This window comes from Arthrobacter sp. Edens01 (assembly GCF_001307035.1).
Taxonomy (GTDB): domain Bacteria; phylum Actinomycetota; class Actinomycetes; order Actinomycetales; family Micrococcaceae; genus Arthrobacter_B.
The window spans coordinates 677,320-696,877 of record NZ_LKIU01000002.1 but is presented as its reverse complement, the minus strand read 5'-3'; the positions used below and the strand labels follow the sequence as shown (position 1 = coordinate 696,877).

The following is a 19,558-nucleotide window of genomic DNA, read 5'->3' as shown; positions in this document are numbered from 1 at the left end:
AGAATCCTAGGCAGTCTGTCATTTTGGACATTCGTCCCCCTTGCTCTGGAGCTCCTGTGTTTTCTCGAAGATGGTCCCTGCCGGCACTCGTTCTCACTACCGTCATGGCAGTCGCGGCGCCGGCCCATGCAGCGGTCCTCCCTTGGGAAACCGCACCCCCAGCCCACTCCGAGCCGGCCACGACGGCCCCTGAGCAGATCCCGGCGGCACCGTCACCGTCGGATGCTGAGCCCACCCCAGTGCCAGCCGTCAGTGATCCTGCCGCTGTCCAGACAGAACCGGCCCCTACCACGGCTGCCCCCAGTGAGCCCGCGGCACCGCCGGAAGCCACCCCGGAAGCCACGGCCGCTGCCAAAGACGACCTTGAGTCGATCATTGGCATCCTGGGCGCAAAAATGGGGCAGGGCCTCGAGCGGATCGAGGACACACAGGACCCCCAGGTGCCAAGCGCCGTCGAACTCGCAGAGCGCGTCGATGCAGAGCAAACCCTGATCGAGGAAGACCTGGCGGACCCAGAACTGGCCACACCTTCGAACGCCGCGGAAACCTTAGCTTCAGCTCAGCAGCTGCACATTGGGCCCGCGTCGATGGCACGGATCGCTGCAAGGGAGCCGGCTATTTCACTGGCGTCGACCTGGATGCCGTCAGGGCTTCAGGGCATGGATGTCAGCAGCCACCAGCCGGCGGTGAACTGGAACCGCGCGTGGACCCAGGGCGCTCGTTACGCCTATGTCAAAGCCACAGAGGCGACATCCTACGTCAACCCGTTGTATACGCGTCAGACTTCCGGCGCCGTCAGCTCAGGCATGCTGCACGGTGCGTACCATTTCGCGATTCCAAGCGTCTCCAGCGGTGCCGCGCAGGCGAATTACTTTGTGAACAACGGGGGGCGGTGGTCCGCGGACGGCAACACTCTGCCCCCGTTGCTGGATGTCGAGTACAACCCCTATCCCGAACTGGGCAATACCTGCTACGACATGACTCCGAGCCAGATGGTCTCGTGGATCAGGGATTTCTCAGCGACTGTTGCGGCCCGTACGGGCCGGCCCCCAATGATCTACACGACCACGGACTGGTGGAAAACCTGCACCGGAAACTCCAGCGCTTTCTCAAGCCAGCCCCTTCACATCGCCAGCTATGGAAAAACTGCCGGAAGCCTGCCGAAGGGTTGGGGCAACTACACCCTCTGGCAGTACAGCAGCACCGGGCCTTTCGAGGGCGACTCCAATGTCTATAACGGATCGCTGCAGAAGCTGCGTGACTTCGCCAGGGGTTCCCGGGTCTCCGGTGTCGCCAGGCTCTATTACAACAGCAGTCCTGTGGCCAGCCTCAGCTACGGCCACACAACCGACGAGTTTGTCACGTGCGACTGGGACGGTGACGGCATCGCCACGCCTGCGGCGTTCCGTGACGGAGTCTGGTACATCCGCACCGGCCTCACTGGTACATCGCCGGTCACTCGACTTGTCTACGGCGAAAAGGGAGACCGCCCCATCTGCGGGGACTGGAACGGCGACGGATTCGACACCATGGGGGTCTTCCGTAACGGGATGGTCTATCTTCGAAACTCGAACACCACCGGCCGGGCGGACGGAACCTTTGCCTTCGGCGCGGCCTACGACACCCCGATCGTCGGGGACTGGAACGGCGATGGGTACGACACCCTCGGTGTAGCCCGGATGGAAGGCATCGGGAAACGGTTCTACCTGACCAACAGCAACATTCGTCCCTGGGTGCACCAGTCCTTCATCTATGGCAATGCCGGCGACACCGCAATATCCGGTGACTGGGACAATGACGGACACACTACGGCAGGGGTTCAGCGGAACAACGTGTGGTACCTAACCGATGACCATGCGACTCTCGCAGTCACCAGCAAATTCGCCTTCGGCAACCCGGATGACCGTCCGCTGACAGGTCGCTGGAGCCGGGGAGCCGCAACCTCGGTTGGGGTTATCCGTTAACCGTTCGAGGAACCATCGCAATGGGACCGCCTTCATAATGAAGGCGGTCCCATTGCTGTTAAGGTACCGCAGCCCTGTTTATTCGAGTCCCGCCGCTGGCGCTGCTGCAGCAGTTAGTCCGTGTTGCTGGTGTTCTACTGCTCCTCTGAGTGATGCTCGGGGATACTGTTGCCGTGCATTTCGTCCTTGTCACCTGAGTGGCGCAGCTTCTGGACAGGATCCATCCGGTCAACCCGGGCCTGGACCGCGTCCAGCTGGGCCCGCAGGATCGCCGCTTCCTCGGCCAAGGCGCGGGTTTCGTCCTCAACGACTGAAATCTCCAGGGAAAGGTGCAGGCAAACGCCGATTGGCAAAAGAATAGCCAACAGGAACAGGAGATTCGACGGAAGCGCAAATCCGGCCAGATCTGCGGCCATGGTGAGCAGTTGCGGAAATCCAGCAAGGACCAGTGTGGCTAGTCCGACAAGGATCCATAGTACGGCGTACTTCTCCCTGAGTTTCCGCTGGCGCAGGAGCCACACGACCGCACCGACGACTAGAAGCGCCATGATAAACGGCACCAGGGTATTGGTCATTTCGCTGCTCCGCTTTGTTCTGGGGTTCGGGTTTTTTTTCGGGTCATCGCTATCACAAGAGCAAACCCGCTGCGTGCCAGGTAAAGCGCTGCCTTGGCAGGGTTATGGCTGGGCTGGCCGCCTTGCCTGGGCCGCATTTCAACCGGAACCTGAGTCACGGTCAGCCCAGACCGAACGGCTACCACGAGCGAGTCGATGGTGTCACCCAAATACTCAGCCGGATAGTGCTCACAATACTGGGCGATGGCCCGGGAATTTGCTGCGCGGAAACCCGATGTGACATCAGTCAGACGGGTCTTCGCAACACGGGAAATGGACCAGCCCAAGAATGACATGGCCCATTTGCGCGGCCCCCGGACCTCGTAGTTACCCTTCTCCGCAAACCTGGCACCAATGGAGATATCCGCCTTTTCCAAGCCCTTCACCACGCTTACGAGGTCCTTGGGATCATGCTGTCCGTCAGCGTCGACTTGGATCGCACGGGTGTAGTTCCACCGTTTGGCGTACTTGTAGCCGGAACGCATCGCTCCGCCAACGCCCAGATTGAATGGGAGCCGCAGGACGGTCGCCCCCGCAGCCGCAGCCAGGTCCGCTGTGTTGTCCGTGGACCCGTCGTCGACAACCAGGACGTCGCAGTTCGGAACTGTGCGGATTACTTCGGCGACGGTGTTTCCCACCGACTCAGATTCGTTCCAGGCAGGCATGATGACCAGCAGCCGGTCCTGCGACAGAAACTCAGCATTATCCACGGGAGTCCTAAACCATTCTGCAGTCGTTCATAATTTCAGTCCAGGGTATCTATGCCCCAGGACCGCGATGTTGGGCGGCTTCCGACCGATTCCAGCGGGAAGCGGGCCCGTATCCATCCTGTTCGATGTCGCCCGGTTCGGGGTGCCAGACCCGGGCATACGCATTTACAGGCTATAGAAATACTCGTCTCTGGCCAAATGTCTGTGCTCTGCTCCTGCCGCCATTCCAGTCGCTGTTCCAGGCATCTGAACCTCTGCGCGTAAGTCAGCTTCCGAAAACGTGGCGTAGGAGCACCTTGGCCGTTCGAAAATCCCGGCGCACCAGCACACCGGGCAGGAGTACCAGGGCATGCAGCCGCGAAGTAACGTGAAGCTTTGCTGCTGAGACGGTCCTGGGCCAGCCCTTGGCCTTGGCCAGCAGCGCCGCATGTTCGAAGAACTTCCGTTCCCCGGCGAACCGGGATCCGTCCAGCAGCTCCAGCGACGATGCACTGGAGTTGTGCCTGCGGTAGGCAAATACAACGTCCGGAACCACCAGCAGGTCCCCTCCGTCTAACAGGACGTCCAGGATCAGGGCCAGGTCCTGGATAACAGGGAATCCATCGCGGAAATCGTGTCTTTGGACCGCTTCACGCCTAAAGGCCAGAGACGGCCAGTAGAGCCAGTTGCCATGCATTAGATTTGCTGCAAGCTTGTCGCCGGAGAGCAGCAGCGGGGACTCATGCCGGGGCCGCAGCAGTCTCTGTTTCACCCTGTCGACCAAGGGCGCGACCACCGTGCCTTCTTCGTCCACAACCACTACGCCGGGCTGGATGAGATCAGCTTCCGGGTGATCGGCGTGGGCCTTGGTGATGGCTTCAACGTATCCCTCAAGGAGGAAATCATCGCAGCCCATGACGACGACGCGGGGTTCCACCGCCATTTGCACGCATCTGCGGAAGTTCTCTGTAATTCCGCGGTTCAACTCGTTGCGGATGTATCTGATCCGCGGATCGTCCAGCGTCGCAAAGTAGGCATCGACTGAATAGTCCGGATGCGCATCGTTGACTACCGTGAGTGTCCAGTCTGGATTCGTCTGGGCCAGGACACTGTCCACGGCTACTCGAAGATATTCGAGCTCGCCCCAGAAGGGGATGTAGATTCCAACCGTGGCATCAGATTGCTGCATTGGACACTCCAGAAACGTAGGCCGGCAACCGGGCTGCATAGTCGGCAGGAACGAAGCCGGTCCCCTTGATTTTGCTGAGATCGAAAGCGCTGTTGAGCGGCCGGGGCGCACTTTCCTTCCCCTCGAAGTACTCCTGCGTTGAGACTCCGCTGACATCACTGCGCTTCCGTCCCGCCAGTTCAAAGACGGAGGCCGCGATCTCTGCCCAGCTTGCCGGTTCGCCGGCGTTGCTCAGGTTGTAAGTTCCATACGGCGCCCCGCTGGCGAGCAGGTGCACAATGCCCGCCGCAATCTCCTCCGTGAAGGACAGACGGCCGATCTGGTCGTTGACCACCGAGGGGCTGACTCCCCGCTTAGCGAGGGACACCATGGTGCGCACGAAGTTACTGCCTTCACCAATCACCCAGCTGGTCCGCACAATGTAGTGTTGCGGGACCACGGAGACAACGGCGTCGCCGGCGGCCTTGGTCTGCCCGTAGACGCCCAGCGGCGAGAAGAGCTCGTCCTCCGGGTGGGTGTGGCGGGTGCCGTCGAAGACGTAGTCGCTGGAGACGTGCACCAGCGTCAGGCGGTTCGCGGCTGCCACCCGTGCCAGCCGAGCGACGGCGCTGACGTTGATTTCCCAGGCCATGCGCCGGCCATCAGGAGATTCCGCCGCGTCCACGGCAGTGTAGGCAGCTGCGTTGATGATCGCGGAGTAGTTCTTCCAGTTCCGCTCATAGGAAGCAGGATCCGCCAGGTCGAACTCCGCGCGGCCGGCGAACTCCACGGAGGCATCGCCGTCGTACGCGTTGCGAAGGGCCTTGCCCAGCTGGCCGTCGGCACCCAGGACGAGGATGCGGCGCGGCTTCATCGGCACCACGTCCGCCAAACGGGGATGCGCTTTGTCCTTGTCCGAGAGCTCAGCCTGATCCAGCGGGATCGGCCATTCGATGGCAGCCGTCTCGTCTGCGAGGTTCAGAAAGGTGTACTGTCCCTGAGCGTCAGCACTCCAGTGGTCATTCACCAAGTAGGTGTAGGCGGTGTTGTCTTCCAGCGTCTGGAAGGCGTTTCCTACTCCGCGGGGAATGAAGATGGCCTGGCTGGGGTCCAGCTCCGCCGTGAACACGGTTCCGAAGCTGGGGCCCTCGCGCAGGTCCACCCATGCGCCGAAGATCCGTCCGGTGGCAACTGAAATGTACTTGTCCCACGGTTCGGCGTGGATGCCCCGGGTTGTGCCGGCCTTCTCGTTGAAGGAGATGTTGTTCTGGACGGGGCCGAAGTCAGGCAGGCCCAGCGCCAGCATCTTTTCCCGCTGCCAGTTCTCCTTGAACCAGCCGCGGTTGTCGCCGTGGACAGGCAGGTCGTAGAGAACGACGCCGGGGATGGGGGTTTCGTGCGGGGTAAGCGCCTTCGAGAATTCAACCATCGCCGTTACTGGCCCTGGACCTTGTACTTGGCTTCGGTCTCGGCCTTCTGCGGCCGCCACCAGGCTTCGTTCTCCCGATACCAGGCGATGGTGTCCTCGATGCCTGCCTCGAAGTTGGAGAACTTCGGCTCCCAGCCCAGTTCTGTGCGCAGGCGGGTTGAGTCGATGGCGTACCGCAGGTCGTGGCCCGGCCGGTCAATGACCTGGTCATAGGCATCAGCCGGCTGACCCATGTGCTTCAGTATCAGCTCCACAACTTCCTTGTTGTTCTTCTCACCGTCAGCGCCGATCAGATAGGTCTGCCCGATCTCGCCCCGCTCGATGATGGTCAGGACAGCCGAGGAGTGGTCGTTGGCATGGATCCAGTCACGGACGTTTTCCCCGGCACCATAGAGCTTGGGCCGGATGCCGTCGATCACGTTGGTGATCTGCCGCGGGATGAATTTCTCCACATGCTGGTACGGCCCGTAGTTGTTCGAGCAGTTGCTGATGGTGGCCTGCAGACCGAAGGAACGGACCCAGGCACGCACCAGCAGGTCCGAGCCGGCTTTGGTGGAGGAGTACGGGCTGGAGGGGTTGTACGGGGTGGATTCGGTGAACCTCTCAGGGGCATCGAGTTCCAGGTCGCCGTAAACCTCGTCCGTGGAGATGTGATGGAAGCGCCTACCGTGCTTCCGGGCAGCTTCGATCAGCGTGTAGGTGCCAATGATGTTGGTGTCCAGGAACGGACGCGGATCGTGCAGGGAGTTGTCGTTATGGGACTCCGCTGCGTAGTGCACCACGACGTCGGTCTCTCCGACCAGACGGTCTACGAGGTCAGCATCACAGATGTCGCCCTGGACGAAAGTGAAACGTTCCTCGGGCAACCCCTGCAGCGAAGCCATGTTGCCTGCATATGTCAGCTTGTCCAGGACCGTTATGGAGACGTCAGTATTGGCCAGTGCATAGTGCACAAAATTCGAACCGATAAAGCCGGCGCCGCCGGTCACAAGGAGATTCTGCATGCACCCAGCCTACCGGTTTTGCATGGTCCCTCATGTTGAGGCCCTACCGCTGTTGCCTCACACCCGCGTTGGCTTCAAGCTCTTTTGGACGAAGACTGTGTGTACCGTAATCCCGCAGATGGGCCCCAGGGCTAGGCTCAGCACCGTCTTCGCTTCAATGCCAAGAGGAAGCAGCAGCACCGCGAGGGAGACAACAACAGCGCAGACCCAGCCCAATGAATAGGCCCGGTGACGGCCCGCCGCCACCGTAAGGGACCCCGTCAGCGTCAGGAGCGCCAGGAAGCCAGAATCTAGAGTTAGGGCAGCCAGGACGGCGCCGGAGACGTGGTAGTCAGGACCCAGCAGGAAGACCATCAGCCAAGGACCGATCAGGGCTGCGGCCGCTGCCCCTACGACGGCGACGCCAAGAACGGACAGGAAGATGGGCACGTATGCCTTGGCCCCGTCATCCTTGCGCGACATGAAGTGCGTAATGGCAACGCCTTGGAATGCAGTCAGGGGAATCATCAGCGGTGCCCTGGTCAATGACAGGGCCATCAGCAACGGGGCTGAGGCAAGATAGACCGGGTCCGGCGTGGTGAATTTCAACATGGCAGGAAAACCCACCACCAGCGCGGCACTCGCCATTGCCGCCATACAGGCGTGAAGGACGTTGCGTACATACCGGCCGGCACCTACATCAGCACGGGAGAAGAAAGCGGAACGCACATCCTTTGAAGAAAGGAGCATGAGCAGCCAGGCAGCCGCTGCCAGGGCAGAAGCCACTGCTAGCCCGCCAACGGTGGCGCCTACTGCGAACACCACACCAGCCGCTGCCAAGCGAACTCCCGACTCGGCAAAGACAGCAACCGAGTATTTGTTCCACCGTCCGGTGCCTCCCAGAGCGCCGATAGTAGTAACGTGCCCGGCATAGACGACCGCAACTATGCAGATGACGGGAACGAGAGTCGGTGCCAGCGGACCGAACAGCTCCCCGCCCCACCAAAATGAGGTTGCAAGAAGGACGACGCTGGTGGCAGCGCCGATGAGCAGCGCCGGGCCGGCGAAACGGGAACCACGGTCAGCCTCAGGCAGATCTGCGGATGCTTTCGTGGCACGAGTCGTCTCGACAGTAATCCCGCCCAGCACGCCAAAGATAAAGAAAAGGAACGACCAGAAGGCGAGGAATACGGCGTTCGCTTCCGTGTCCAGGGTTCGCGCCGCGACCAGGAGCAGGACATACCCGACGGCCGCCGATACCAGTGATGCACTTCCAACTCCCGCAGCTGATTTGCCGCCGATGGACCGGTTAGCAGGACCGCTGAAAGCCGTCCGTGGAGATTTACTCAAGTTCCGCCTAACTGTCGATCCCCGTCCAAACGCAGGGGCAGCATGCCGCGGCTGCGGATTTGGTGCGGTAGCCACTGTGAGACATCATTATCCCATGCGCGGAATCATCTTGGCCGGGGGCACGGGTTCACGGCTCCACCCCATCACAATGGGCATCAGCAAGCAGCTCGTACCCGTTTATGACAAGCCGATGATCTACTACCCGCTATCCACACTCATCCTAGCGGGCATCAAGGACATCCTCATTGTCACAACACCCCAGGACACTGAACAGTTCCAGCGCCTGCTGGGGGATGGCAGCCAGTTCGGGGTATCGCTGAGCTACGTCGAACAACCTTCACCTGATGGGCTGGCACAGGCCTTCATCCTGGGAGCAGACCACATTGGTGACGGTCCGGTGGCACTCGTCCTGGGAGACAACATCTTCTACGGTCCCGGAATGGGCGCTCAGTTGCGGCGCTTTTCCGAAGTCGACGGCGGAGCGATCTTCGGCTACTGGGTTCAGGACCCGACTGCCTACGGCGTCGTCGAATTTGACGGCGAAGGGCGTGCGCTCTCGCTTGAGGAAAAGCCTGCGCAGCCCAAGAGCAACTTTGCCGTTCCGGGACTCTATTTCTATGACAACGAGGTTCTGGAGATAGCAAAGTCCCTCAAGCCCTCGCCCCGCGGCGAACTCGAGATCACTGACGTCAACCGGGTCTACCTCGAACGCGGCAAGCTCCAAGTGGAAATCCTCCCCCGCGGCACTGCTTGGCTGGACACCGGGACCTTCGACTCACTAAATGAAGCGTCCAACTTTATCCGCACAGTGGAGAACCGCCAGGGACTCAAGATCGGCTCTCCCGAGGAAGTGGCGTGGCGGATGGGCTTCCTTACGGATGATGAACTTTTGGTACGTGCTGAAAAACTTGCGAAGAGCGGGTACGGAAACTACCTTTCCGGACTCTTGCAGCACGGCCGTTAGAGCCTGCCCGACCCGTGACGGCCCCTCGGGGCACAGTGGTATTTGCTTCCGAGTAAACTCTTATTGGCCTACCCGGCCATAACGTTTAACCCTTCTGAGGAGACCACTTGTCCTGGATACCCGTACTACCCGTGCTTTTGGTGACTGCCGGGCTGGTGGTTATACCAGGACTAATTGTCGCCTTGACGCTGCGATTTCGGGGGTTCTCTGTCCTTGCCCTCGCACCCGCTTTCTCCGCCGCCGTCGTGGGCGTCTTCGGCGTCATTGGAGGAATCCTCGGTGTTGAGTGGTCGATTTGGGTCTACGCCGCGGGGACCGTTCTGACTTGTGCGGCTGCATGGGCCGCCACGGCGTTCTGGACCAGGAACGTCAAGAGCGCGCGGTCGGTGAACCAGTCCGCTCCCAGCAGCTGGCGGACGATCCTGGTGCCCTTCGCGGCTGTGGCAGTGGCTGCCGCAATGATCTCCCGGCGCGTTATGCAGCTCATCGGCCAGCCCGAGCATTTCGCCCAGAACTTCGACAATGTGTTCCATCTCAACGCAATCCGCCATGTGCTGGAGACGGGGAATGCTTCTTCGCTGACTCTTGGCGAGCTGCAGGGTGAGGGCGGCGTCGGCGTCTATCCCGCTGTTTGGCATTCATTTGCGGCGCTGACGGTCCAGCTGACCGATGCCAGCGTTCCCCTGGCTGAAAACGCGATCAACATCGTTTCCGCCAGCGTGGTGTGGACTCTCGCGTGCGTTTTCTTCGCCCGCAGCGTTTTTGGCAACAATCCACTGATCACTTTGGCTGCCGGAATACTGTCCGCATCGCAGATCGCGTTTCCGTACCTCCTGCTCGTTTGGGGACCGCTGTTCCCCAACACGCTGGCCACCGCCATGCTTCCCTTGCTCCTGGGCATAGTAGTCAGGCTGTTCCGCGGGGCAGATCTCGATCAGGACCAGCATCTCCAGCGGTCGTGGTGGTTAGCTTTCCTGCTCGCCCTTGCCGGCGCGTCAACAGCCCACATGAGCGTGGTGAATGCCTTGCTGGTGTTCTCTCTTCCGCTCATCCTGACCGTATGGTGGCGCGTGGCCAAGCAGCGGTGGACGAATCGTGCCGAGGCCCCCTCCAGTCTGGTACTTTTCGGTATCTTGACTGCTGCGGGGGCGGTAGTCGCAACTCTTGTCTGGCTCTATCTGCGTCCGGCGTTCTATGACTCCTGGGGACCTCACGACACCACTGGCGGCGCCATAGGTGAAGCCTTGACCAACAGCCCAATGGGCACCCCCGCCAACTGGTTTGTCACCATACTGGTGCTTGCCGGCGCTGTTTACCTGTTCCAGACAAAGACGAACCGCTGGCTTATTGCCAGCTATGCGCTCGCCGTCTGGTTCTATGTAGTCGACGCATCACAGGAACGCGGTTTCCTCCGCAACTTCCTTACGGGCAACTGGTATCAGGACACCAACCGTCTGGCAGCGTTCCTGCCCGTATTCGCCACTATCCTTGGCGCCGTCGGAGCCTGGGCGATCCTGCAGTGGATCCTCAAAGCCATGCCGGAGCGTACGGCCCGCCGGTTGGAAGTACGCTGGGCGAATGCGCAGTCACTCCGTGTCCTGGCATTGACTATCCTCACGGCATCGTTGGCTCTATTCGGTTACTTCGGCCCGGTGAAGGCCTATATTCAGTTCACTATGTCCTTGTACTCCTTCGATGAGTCCTCGCCGCTGCTGACCCCGACGGAACTCGAGCTGGTCGAGGTGATTGACGAGTACGTGCCGGAAGACGCAGTCATTGCGAACAACCCCTGGAACGGCAGCTCCATGGCCTATGCCTTCGGCGGCCGTGAAGTCCTTACACCCCACATGTTTGCCAGCACCGACCCGGAACGAATCCTCATCTCGGCGGAGCTTCCTGAATTCGACGCCGATGTCTGTGCCGCCCTCCAGGATGAGGATGTCGAGTACGTTCTGGACTTTGGTACCCGTGCCCTGTCCGACACCGGACCTGAGTACGCCGGGGTGATGGATCTCGCCGGAAAGCCCGGCTTTGAACTGGTCAAGTCCACAGGCCCCGATGCCAACCTCTACAGGATCACCGGGTGTGACTAACACACGGAAGAGCCCGTCCGGATTGAACTGGTCCCCGAAAGTTGGACTGGCCAAATAAGATCCTAAGCCGCGAGGGCTTGGGCACGGTATTACACCGGGCTCAGGCCCTCGAGCTTTGTCGAGATGCGTTCATGGTTGTACCAGCCGATGTACGCGCTGAGCTGCGTTGCCAAGGCATCGGTGTTTTGCGGTCACCGACGCGGAACTCGGTCACGTCCGTAACCCATTTCTGGTTTGGTGCCGCAGCTTCGAATTCCCGGTTCAGCAGATTCGGTGCCACTTCACCCTACTCACCGCGGTAAGAGGCGTAGCGTTTCCTGCGTCGAACCTTGCAGACCAGCTGAAGAGAGCGCATCAGCTTCAACATGGTCTTCTTCGCCACGGTCCAGCCCTGCTTGACCAGCACCGTGTGGATACGGCGGTGCCCGTACCGGGCATGGTTCTTCACGAAGATTTCCCGGACCGCGGCTTTGAGCTCCGCTTGCGGGTCCGGGTCCTGGAAGCGGGCCTGGTGGCAGAAAAACGTTGAACGAGCCAAGCCGGCCACGTCCAGGAGCAGATCCAGACGGTGCTCAGCCTTTAGTGCAATGACGGCGCGGACTCCGTGGCCCGGGCAGGTGCTTTCGGGCGGCCTTGGGTTTCGGGCGCAGGCCCTCTTCACCGTCACTGCGGTACTGGCCGGCCCACGTCTTAATGAGAATCGGTGACGACAGCTGAAACTCCTGCGCCAAGGCGACCTTCGTTTCGCCTGCCAGGAAACGCTGAACAAACATGAGCTTGAACTCAAACGAAAACCTACGCTCGGTTGGCTTGGCCAATAGTGTTGTCCCTCCGCGCACTCTCCACCTGTCGTATAACCCGCCTATAGCCTTCTTGCCCACGCCGAGCTTCGTCGCTACCTTGTACCCCCAACCCAGCTCAAACAGGGCTACCGCTGCCTCACGCTGCTCCTCCGATAACGAACAGCTGCCATACATAGAACTGCTCCCCGAGAGTGAACAGATTTCTCAGTCCAACCTTCGGGGAGCAGTTCAGATTGACCCGGCCGGGCTCTTTTTGTGTCTGCGGTTAGTGGCTGACCAGGCAGCTTCCGTCAGTTTGCTCGCATCCGGCTAACGACGTCATGAACCGGACCGTCCATGATCACTTCACCGTGCTCTAGCAGCACTCCCCGCTCACAGATGCGGGACACCAAGTCTAGGTCGTGGCTGACTACCACCAGGGTTTTCCCCTCTGCGGCGAGCTCCTTGATCTTGTTGATGCACTTTTTCTGAAACGGTTCATCGCCGACCGCAAGAATTTCGTCGACGAGAAACACCTCAGGATCCGTATGCACCGCCACCGAGAAAGCCAGCCGAAGGTACATGCCGGAGGAATAGAACTTCACCTCCGTGTCGATGAACTGACCGATCTCGGAGAATTCAACGATGGAATCGAACTTCTCGTTGATTTCTTCCTCAGACATGCCAAGGATCGCCCCGTTCAGGTACACATTGTCACGTCCGCTCAGATCGTGGTGAAAGCCTGCTCCCACCTCGATGAGTCCGGCGACCCTCCCCCGGGTGCCCACGGTCCCGCTATCAGGGCGCATAACTCCTGAGATGTGCTTCAGGAGGGTGGACTTGCCGGAACCGTTGAGTCCCAGCAGGGCAACGGTCTCTCCCTGTTCAACATCAAGGGACACGCCTTTGAGCGCATGGAACTTCTCTGACAGGTCCCCCTTGCGTCCTTTGACCAGCCAGACGAAGGCTTCCTTCATGGAACGCGTATGCCGCAGGACAAACTGCTTGTTGACGTTTCGTACTTCAATGGCATTGACCAAGGCTTAGAGCTCCTGCGCGAATCGGCCTTCAAGGCGGCGGAAAACGAACTGGCCAAAGAGCAGCACGGCTGCAGAAATGGCCAGCCCAACGGGCAGCCAAACGGAGAGGAGGTGAGGAGGGATTTGCTCTGCCCCATCCGTAGTTGGCAGCCAGAAAGCGAAGTGGAAAGTCTCCACACCTACGGTTATGGGATTCAACTGGTAGAGGTTGAAGGCGGTCTCTCCCAGCTTGTTCCGTACCATCACCCATGAGTACAAAACCGGGGATGCCCAGGTGGCGATCATGAGCAGCATGTCGACAAGGTTTTCCGCATCACGGAAGTACACGTTGACCGCACCGAACAACAAGCCAAGACCCGTAGCCAGCAGACCAACGATCACAAACCCGCCAAGGGCAGCAGCCACTTCCAGCACTCCCGGACGCCATCCGTTAAACAGGCATGCCACCAACAGGATCAGTATCTGCGGCACGAAATGCACGCCCGAGACCCAGACAGATGCCACGGGAAACAGCTGGCGGGGAAGGTAGATCTTCTTTATCAGGCCGCCGTTACCGACGATTGACCGGGAGGCGTTGCCCAGTGCTTCAGTGAAGAAGTTGATCAGTACGATGCCGGAGAAAAGGTAGATGGCATAGTTCGGCAGCCCTCTGGGATTACTGTCGCTCTGCTCGAGGTTCAAGAAAACCCCAAGGGCAACGTAGAACACAACGAACTGAACGCCCGGTTTGACGTAGGACCACAACAAGCCCAGCACGGACCCGCGGTAGCGTACTTTCAGTTCCTTGGAGACTAGGAGCTTGAGGAGAAACCGGGAGCGGACCAGGTCAACGAAACCCGCTCCGCGACCGGGAGTCTCCAGCCGTTCAGAAGACAACCTTATTTGCTCTCTTCCGAGTATTCATCGAATGTCTTGCCCCAGGCTTCCAGTGAGGTTATCGAAGGAAGCGCCTGACGGTAGATCTCGCTGAGTTTCTGCCAGTCCTTCAGAACGATCGCGTTCAGGCGCATGCCCTCAACGAGCAGTTCCCTGAGCTTCGCGGGATCCCGGTGGTACCAGGATGCGGCCGTTCCGTCTGCGTTGGTGACTATTGCACTGTCGTACTGCGACATGCGCCACCACTTGTTGTCTACGTGAGCCACCCGGGCTTCAGGTCGCTCCACACTGCTGCTGGAGACAGGCTTCGTTAGCTGCCGAACGAGCGTTTTAGCTGCCCATGGGACCAGCGTTACGTAAGAAGGTGCCTGGAAACCACGCCCTCGCCGCGGAGGCTTGCTAACCCCGGGTGTGGGGAATGCGTCGGGGTCCGGCTCAAATTTGGCCTCTGAGTAATCATTCCTCATTGATTGGATCTCGGGCAGCTTGTGGGCGAGGATCCCGTGCAGGTTCTCAGGTCCCGCCAGCAGGTCCCGCAGGGCCATAACCCTTGTCTGGGCAGTGAAGTACTGCATGGAGATCAGGTGCTTCACATCGATGAAGCTGCCTTCCCGGACTACGCGTCCGCCGTGAGGGTACGGGCTGTGCAGAAGTGCAGTAATAATGCGGTTGCGGCTATGGAAGTAGGCCTGCCAGTCCACGGCGTCGTCTTTGTCAGCCCAGGTGATGTGCCATACGGCGGAACCTGGAAGCGAAACGGTGTTGTAGCCGGCGGCCCTCGCGCGCAGGCCGTACTCTGCATCATCCCACTTGATGAAAACCGGAAGGGAGAGCCCGATGTCCCGAATGACCTTCGTCGGGATGAGGCACATCCACCATCCGTTGTAGTCCACGTCGACGCGGCGGTGCATCCAGGGGGTTGTCCTCAGGTTCGTCATGGCGAAGTCGTGCCCAAGAACCTGATCCTTAATCGGATGGTCGGGCTGGAAACGGTAAGGATTGACCGTCTCCCCGAAGGTGTGAAGAACCGTGCGGTTGTAGAGATCGAACATATGCCCGCCGACAATCGTCGGTTTGTTGCAATGGTCCGCAAAGGTGACCATACGGACGATGCTCTCCGGTTCGACCACTACGTCGTCATCCAGGAGAAGCACGTAGTCGCTGTTATTCTGGACAGCTTCATACATGCCGCGGGCAAAGCCGCCGGATCCGCCCAGGTTGCCCTGGTGAATCAGGCGGAGTTTCCCTCCAAACCTGGCTTCAATCTCCGCAAAGCCGGGGGCATCCTTCACCTTCTTGGTTCCCTGATCAACGATCAGGACCTCTTTGAGGTAAGCCAGGGCATCAGGATTGTCTGCCAGAATCCGCAAATTATTGAGGCAGAAATCTACTTTGTTCAGGGTGGTGATTTCGAGCGTAACGGAGCCCGGTGCCTTAGCTGCCCCGGGTGCCTGCCACTCAGCAGCGTCTAGAACCAGCGGGGATGACCCGGCAACCAGGTCGAACCAGTACCACCCACCATCGCCGAAGGGTTTCAGCGGCAAGTCGAACCTTGACACGGTCTCGTCGGCCACTCGACGCGTCTCCACATGCTGCAGTGATCCTCGCGCATTTGAACGATAAACGCTTACAACGCCGGTGCCGCTGGTGGCCACTTGCAGGCGAACGTTCTCGACCCGGGTCCATCGGCGCCAGTAGCTCGCCGCAAAGGCGTTGAAATAGGTGCCGAACGAGAGTCGCTGGCCGGGACGCGCCATCCCTGAAGTGCGAGAGGTAAAGTCCTCAACGTTGACCTCCCCTTGGGGAGCAGCCGCGGCGGAGGCGGCCACAGGCACCTTACCGTCCTTCGACGTGGTGGCCATGGACCCGTCCATGGTGTTGAACGCAGCTCCCCTGGCGGTGCCGGTGTCTACATATAGGAGCGCCGTGTCCATCTGGCTCTGATCCGGAAAAATGACCCGCTGGACAGTGTGCCAGGTGTTGTCCGCGCCGGAAGCGTCCACGGTGCCTGACTGTTGTGGTTCCGTCACTGTATCGACCTTGCTCACGCGTCGACTCCTCCGCTTTCCAGCTTGGCTCCCCCAGTAAAGTGGGGCTTGATCTTGTTGTCGTACATCGACAGGGCCGACCCGATGGCCATATGCATGTCCAGGTACTTGTAGGTACCCAGCCGTCCGCCGAACAGAACGTCCTTTTCGCCCTTGGCGAGGTCGCGGTAGGCAAGCAGCTTGGAGCGGTCCTCAGCAGTGTTGACCGGGTAGTACGGCTCATCTCCCTTTTCAGCAAAGCGGGAGTACTCACGCATGATGACCGTTGCGTCCTTGGTGTAGTCGCGCTCGGGGTGGAAATGGCGGAACTCGTGGATCCGGGTGTACGGGACATCTTCGTCCGGGTAGTTCATGACTGAAGTTCCTTGGAAATCCTCGATGGGGAGGACTTCTTCTTCAAGGTCGATCGTGCGCCAAGACAGATCGCCCTCGGCGTAGTCGAAGTAACGGTCGACGGGACCCGTGTAGACAACGGGAACCTGGCCCAGAGTGGTGGCGCGGGAGAATTCGTGTCCCTCGTCGAAGAAGTCAGTCTTGAGGTGCACCTGGATGTTCGGGTGGTCAGCCATCCGCTCGATCCACGCGGTGTAGCCGTCTACCGGCAGGCCCTCGTACTTGTCATTGAAGTACCGGTTGTCATAGGTATACCGAACCGGGAGGCGGGAGATGATCTCAGCCGGCAGGTTCCGGGGGTCCGTCTGCCACTGCTTGCCGGTGTAGTACTTGATGAACGCTTCGTAGAGGGGGCGCCCGATCAGCTGGATGCCCTTGTCGTTCAGGTTCTGCGGATCAGTTCCGGCAAGTTCGCCGGCCTGTTCCTGGATGAGTGCCCTGGCTTCGGCGGGCCCCATCGAGGAACGGAAGAACTGGTTGATCGTGCCGAGGTTGATCGGCATGGGGTACACCTCGCCCTTATGGCTGGTGTAGACCTTGTGGACGTAATTGGTGAACTGGGTGAACTCGTTCACGTAATTCCAGACACGCTCGTTGGACGTGTGGAAGAGGTGAGCGCCGTAGCGGTGGACCTCAATTCCGGTCTGGGCTTCGTTCTCGCTGTAGGCGTTGCCACCGATGTGGTGTCTGCGGTCCAGGACCGCAACTTTCAGGCCCAGCTCTTTAGCGGCACGCTCGGCTACGGTGAGGCCAAAAAAGCCTGACCCAACCACGACGAGGTCAACGTTCACAATCACTCCTGTTAGTTTCGGTGCAGCCTGCGGCACGCACCCGACGGTCAAGGATATCTGACTATCCGTCAGCAGGCACTTTAGGGGTCAAGCTCGGCGTCGTTCCGCTGCTCACAAGACCATCGTCTAGCCGCTGTTCAAAAACGGGCAGCAAACTTCGGACATAAGTTTTGGTTAGGTGATGGTTGTCCAGGTAAACCAAAACGTTGCCTATTACCGCTGGGCAATAGCCGTCTGGGCACAGAAAATCGTTGAGGTCGAGATGAATGATACCGAGTTCGCGTGACGCTTCTACGGCAGGATTGCTGGCCCCCAGTGTCCTGGAAGCATCTATCCCGCATAGTTGCGGCTGGTCTTCGTTCTCCTCGATGCACACTGGCGCGAATCCGTCCATGCGCGGCGTATCGCGGATGGCCACGACAGCACTCCCGGCGCGACGCATCTGTTCGATGGATCGAACCCACGTGTCGTGCATGTGTTCTTCGCCGTCTAAGACCGTTATGCTGCCGGTCGTAACGACTAGGTCCGGCGGAGATGCCAGCAACTCGCTCATCGTTTGCTCGTTAAATCGCAGGCACGCTTCGTCTGTTCCGTCCTCGAACGTGACGGGGCAGAATCCCTTCACTCTAACGCTGACGTTCCATCCTCTTTGCTCCGCAATGGGCACAACGGCCGACAACCATACCTGTGCATGCGAGCTGCCTATCAGCGCAACTCGCGGCGCATTAGGATCCTCGTTGAAGTCGAGCTGGCACACAACTTCCATTCGCTGAGTATCCGTGCAGTCTCCAGGCAGCTCTGGCCATTCGGCGCTGGCATGCTCCGGCTGGGGAAGTATCCGGGCGCCCTCCTCGGCGACGCTGACAAACCCAGGCAACAGGGCTACAGCTCCAGGGTTGTTTCTATCAGCCCCGGCGGCCAGCTTCTCAGCTTCCAGCTTGAGGCCAGACTGCCAACCCGCCACGGGAACTGTAACCAAGGCGATGCATACTCCGATCACCACGGCAGCCCGGCGCCGCTTTCTCTCCGCCCACGTCATGGATCGCAAGGGTCGTTCCACGAACCTGGTGGTGAGGTACGCCAACAAAAGGGACAGCGCGATGATGGCGGTGCCCCCGACTGGCCCGACTTCTTCACGCCCGCGCCAGATTAGGTAGATGATCAGGACAGGCCAGTGCCACAGGTAGAGGGCATAGGACATATCGCCCAGCCGTATCAGGGGTTTCCATGTCAGCAGACGGTCTGCGCCTATTGGGCTGTCGGTCTGACCGGCGAGAATGATCAAGGCCGCTGCGACCAGGGGCCACAACGCAACGTAGCCCGGGAACTGGCCCTGGACATCGAGGATGAAGCCGCCCGAAAGCATGGCCGCGAGACCGACCCAACCGGCAACAATCCGCACGGGCCGAGGCAGCCGGAGATAAGGCAAGGCCAAGGCCAGGAGTGTGCCGAATGCGAACTCCCAAAGGCGGGTGCGTGTATCGAAGTATGCCTGGACCTGGTTTGTATAGGTCTCATAGATGGAAAAGACCAACGACACTGTAAAGACGGTTCCGAATACCAGCAGAACTACCCTGCGGAAACGGAGCCTCCCCGCTTTGGCGATGAACGCAGCCAGAGCGAACAGCAATGGCCAGAGGATGAACACCTGCCCCTGAACCGAGAGGGACCAAAAATGCTGCAGCGGGCTGGCTAAGCTCTGGTCGGTGGCGTAGTAGTCAACGGAGTTGGCCGCCAAAGCCCAGTTCTGGAAGTAGAACAGGGAAGACCAGGCCTGAGAGAGGATCTCCGTCCACCGCGACCGGGGAACAAAAAGAGCAGTTGCCGCGAGGACACCGATCAGGACCACGACGACGGCGGGCAGCAGGCGCTTGAACATGTGCAGCCAGTACCGGCCAAGGTCAAGGGCCCTGCCCGCTTCCACCTTGCGTATGAAGGACAGGGTCAGCAAGAAGGCGGAGATTAGCAGGAAGATGTCCACGCCGCCGGATACCCGCCCGAACCAGACGTGGTACGTCACCACCATAAGGACGGCGAGTGCCCGCAGGCCCTGGACCTCCGGACGGTAGGTCGACTTCTTCGACGATCTACGCGTCGGGGGCTGCTGCCTGCCAGCCAGTAACTCTTGGGACACACATACCTCTCATTGGCGCATTACTTGATCCCCGGTTGGAAGTGTACCCTCAGCGACAATCCGCCTTGGGAAGCACTCAACGGAATCGGGAGCGTGTTATCTGTGGCTCCCCTCTTCGGCTCAGCTGGTTTTCTCCCGGCTGTTCTCCTCGCTCAAGCCGACGGAACACGCCGCCCACGGCCAGTCTGCGACGTTGCCTGCCGGAGTCGCCCGCAACACTGATTCAGTCCAAGTGCAGGT

Annotated in this window: 17 protein-coding genes; 3 read left to right on the top strand and 14 right to left on the bottom strand. The window is 60.0% G+C overall.

Translation table 11 applies throughout. The features are described from left to right. The first annotated feature begins 239 nt into the window (after positions 1-239). Entirely contained in the window at positions 240-1,964 is a 1,725-nt protein-coding gene (locus AO716_RS17495; RefSeq protein ID WP_055239565.1) for a GH25 family lysozyme, read from the top strand. A 134-nt stretch (positions 1,965-2,098) separates the two neighbouring features. On the opposite strand, the gene AO716_RS03625 is transcribed toward AO716_RS17495, so the two are convergent. The 6 genes from AO716_RS03625 to AO716_RS03600 all read right to left on the bottom strand — a co-directional run bounded on the left by AO716_RS03625 (position 2,099) and on the right by AO716_RS03600 (position 8,197). Beyond that, the gene (locus AO716_RS03625; RefSeq protein WP_055239564.1) at positions 2,099-2,539 is read right to left on the bottom strand and encodes a DUF2304 domain-containing protein; all 441 of its coding nucleotides are present in this window, start codon (positions 2,537-2,539) and stop codon (positions 2,099-2,101) included. Beyond that, positions 2,536-3,243 (bottom strand): glycosyltransferase family 2 protein, encoded by a 708-nt coding sequence (locus AO716_RS03620; protein WP_055239758.1) that lies wholly within the window; start codon positions 3,241-3,243, stop codon positions 2,536-2,538. The genes AO716_RS03625 and AO716_RS03620 overlap by 4 nt, the downstream gene beginning before the upstream one ends. A gap of 310 nt (positions 3,244-3,553) precedes the next feature. Then, the gene (locus AO716_RS03615) at positions 3,554-4,456 is read right to left on the bottom strand and encodes a glycosyltransferase family 2 protein (protein WP_055239563.1); all 903 of its coding nucleotides are present in this window, start codon (positions 4,454-4,456) and stop codon (positions 3,554-3,556) included. Next, positions 4,443-5,864 carry a sugar nucleotide-binding protein gene (locus AO716_RS03610; RefSeq protein WP_055239562.1) on the bottom strand — a complete coding sequence of 474 codons (1,422 nt, stop codon included), beginning with the start codon at positions 5,862-5,864 and terminating at the stop codon, positions 4,443-4,445. Before AO716_RS03610 ends, AO716_RS03615 begins: the two co-directional genes overlap by 14 nt. Before the next feature lie 5 nt (positions 5,865-5,869). After that, a complete protein-coding gene (gene rfbB, locus AO716_RS03605) occupies positions 5,870-6,868 on the bottom strand; it encodes a dTDP-glucose 4,6-dehydratase (RefSeq protein WP_055239561.1) in 999 nt (332 codons plus the stop codon). Between the two features lie 57 nt (positions 6,869-6,925). Further along, on the bottom strand, positions 6,926-8,197 hold the full coding sequence (locus AO716_RS03600; RefSeq protein WP_055239560.1) for a hypothetical protein: 1,272 nt from the start codon (positions 8,195-8,197) through the stop codon (positions 6,926-6,928). Between the two features lie 94 nt (positions 8,198-8,291). Here AO716_RS03600 and rfbA point away from each other — a divergent pair, with 94 nt between their 5' ends. Together rfbA and AO716_RS03590 are read left to right on the top strand one after the other, a co-directional pair. After that, positions 8,292-9,161, top strand: coding sequence for a glucose-1-phosphate thymidylyltransferase RfbA (gene rfbA / locus AO716_RS03595; RefSeq protein ID WP_055239559.1), 870 nt, complete (start codon positions 8,292-8,294; stop codon positions 9,159-9,161). A 131-nt stretch (positions 9,162-9,292) separates the two neighbouring features. Beyond that, positions 9,293-11,254, top strand: coding sequence for a DUF6541 family protein (locus AO716_RS03590; RefSeq protein WP_321164360.1), 1,962 nt, complete (start codon positions 9,293-9,295; stop codon positions 11,252-11,254). 89 nt (positions 11,255-11,343) lie between these two features. On the opposite strand, the gene AO716_RS17880 is transcribed toward AO716_RS03590, so the two are convergent. From AO716_RS17880 to AO716_RS03555, 8 genes are all read right to left on the bottom strand, one after another. Beyond that, positions 11,344-11,427, bottom strand: coding sequence for an IS3 family transposase (locus AO716_RS17880; RefSeq protein ID WP_082413282.1), 84 nt, complete (start codon positions 11,425-11,427; stop codon positions 11,344-11,346). Positions 11,428-11,540: 113 nt separating this feature from the next. After that, positions 11,541-11,801, bottom strand: coding sequence for an IS3 family transposase (locus tag AO716_RS16910; RefSeq protein WP_160317904.1), 261 nt, complete (start codon positions 11,799-11,801; stop codon positions 11,541-11,543). A gap of 25 nt (positions 11,802-11,826) precedes the next feature. Continuing rightward, positions 11,827-12,027 (bottom strand): helix-turn-helix domain-containing protein, encoded by a 201-nt coding sequence (locus tag AO716_RS17875; RefSeq protein WP_414826575.1) that lies wholly within the window; start codon positions 12,025-12,027, stop codon positions 11,827-11,829. Between the two features lie 320 nt (positions 12,028-12,347). Further along, positions 12,348-13,076 carry an ABC transporter ATP-binding protein gene (locus AO716_RS03575; RefSeq protein WP_055239556.1) on the bottom strand — a complete coding sequence of 243 codons (729 nt, stop codon included), beginning with the start codon at positions 13,074-13,076 and terminating at the stop codon, positions 12,348-12,350. 3 nt (positions 13,077-13,079) lie between these two features. After that, the gene (locus AO716_RS03570) at positions 13,080-13,952 is read right to left on the bottom strand and encodes an ABC transporter permease (protein WP_055239555.1); all 873 of its coding nucleotides are present in this window, start codon (positions 13,950-13,952) and stop codon (positions 13,080-13,082) included. 2 nt (positions 13,953-13,954) lie between these two features. Continuing rightward, positions 13,955-15,886 carry a glycosyltransferase gene (locus AO716_RS03565; RefSeq protein WP_055239757.1) on the bottom strand — a complete coding sequence of 644 codons (1,932 nt, stop codon included), beginning with the start codon at positions 15,884-15,886 and terminating at the stop codon, positions 13,955-13,957. 110 nt (positions 15,887-15,996) lie between these two features. Continuing rightward, a complete protein-coding gene (gene glf / locus AO716_RS03560; protein WP_055239554.1) occupies positions 15,997-17,184 on the bottom strand; it encodes a UDP-galactopyranose mutase in 1,188 nt (395 codons plus the stop codon). A gap of 61 nt (positions 17,185-17,245) precedes the next feature. Beyond that, positions 17,246-19,318 (bottom strand): acyltransferase family protein, encoded by a 2,073-nt coding sequence (locus AO716_RS03555; protein ID WP_082413280.1) that lies wholly within the window; start codon positions 19,316-19,318, stop codon positions 17,246-17,248. Positions 19,319-19,558: the final 240 nt, after the last annotated feature.

Bases quoted from the DNA above. Each gene is read 5' to 3' on its own strand.
- AO716_RS03565 (WP_055239757.1), bottom strand. From the start codon at position 15,886: ATGGACACGGCGCTCCTATATGTAGACACCGGCACCGCCAGGGGAGCT.
- AO716_RS17875 (WP_414826575.1), bottom strand. From the start codon at position 12,027: ATGTTTGTTCAGCGTTTCCTGGCAGGCGAAACGAAGGTCGCCTTGGCG.
- AO716_RS03615 (WP_055239563.1), bottom strand. From the start codon at position 4,456: ATGCAGCAATCTGATGCCACGGTTGGAATCTACATCCCCTTCTGGGGC.
- AO716_RS03610 (WP_055239562.1), bottom strand. From the start codon at position 5,864: ATGGTTGAATTCTCGAAGGCGCTTACCCCGCACGAAACCCCCATCCCC.
- AO716_RS03625 (WP_055239564.1), bottom strand. From the start codon at position 2,539: ATGACCAATACCCTGGTGCCGTTTATCATGGCGCTTCTAGTCGTCGGT.
- rfbA (WP_055239559.1), top strand. From the start codon at position 8,292: ATGCGCGGAATCATCTTGGCCGGGGGCACGGGTTCACGGCTCCACCCC.
- rfbB (WP_055239561.1), bottom strand. From the start codon at position 6,868: ATGCAGAATCTCCTTGTGACCGGCGGCGCCGGCTTTATCGGTTCGAAT.
- AO716_RS03620 (WP_055239758.1), bottom strand. From the start codon at position 3,243: ATGCCTGCCTGGAACGAATCTGAGTCGGTGGGAAACACCGTCGCCGAA.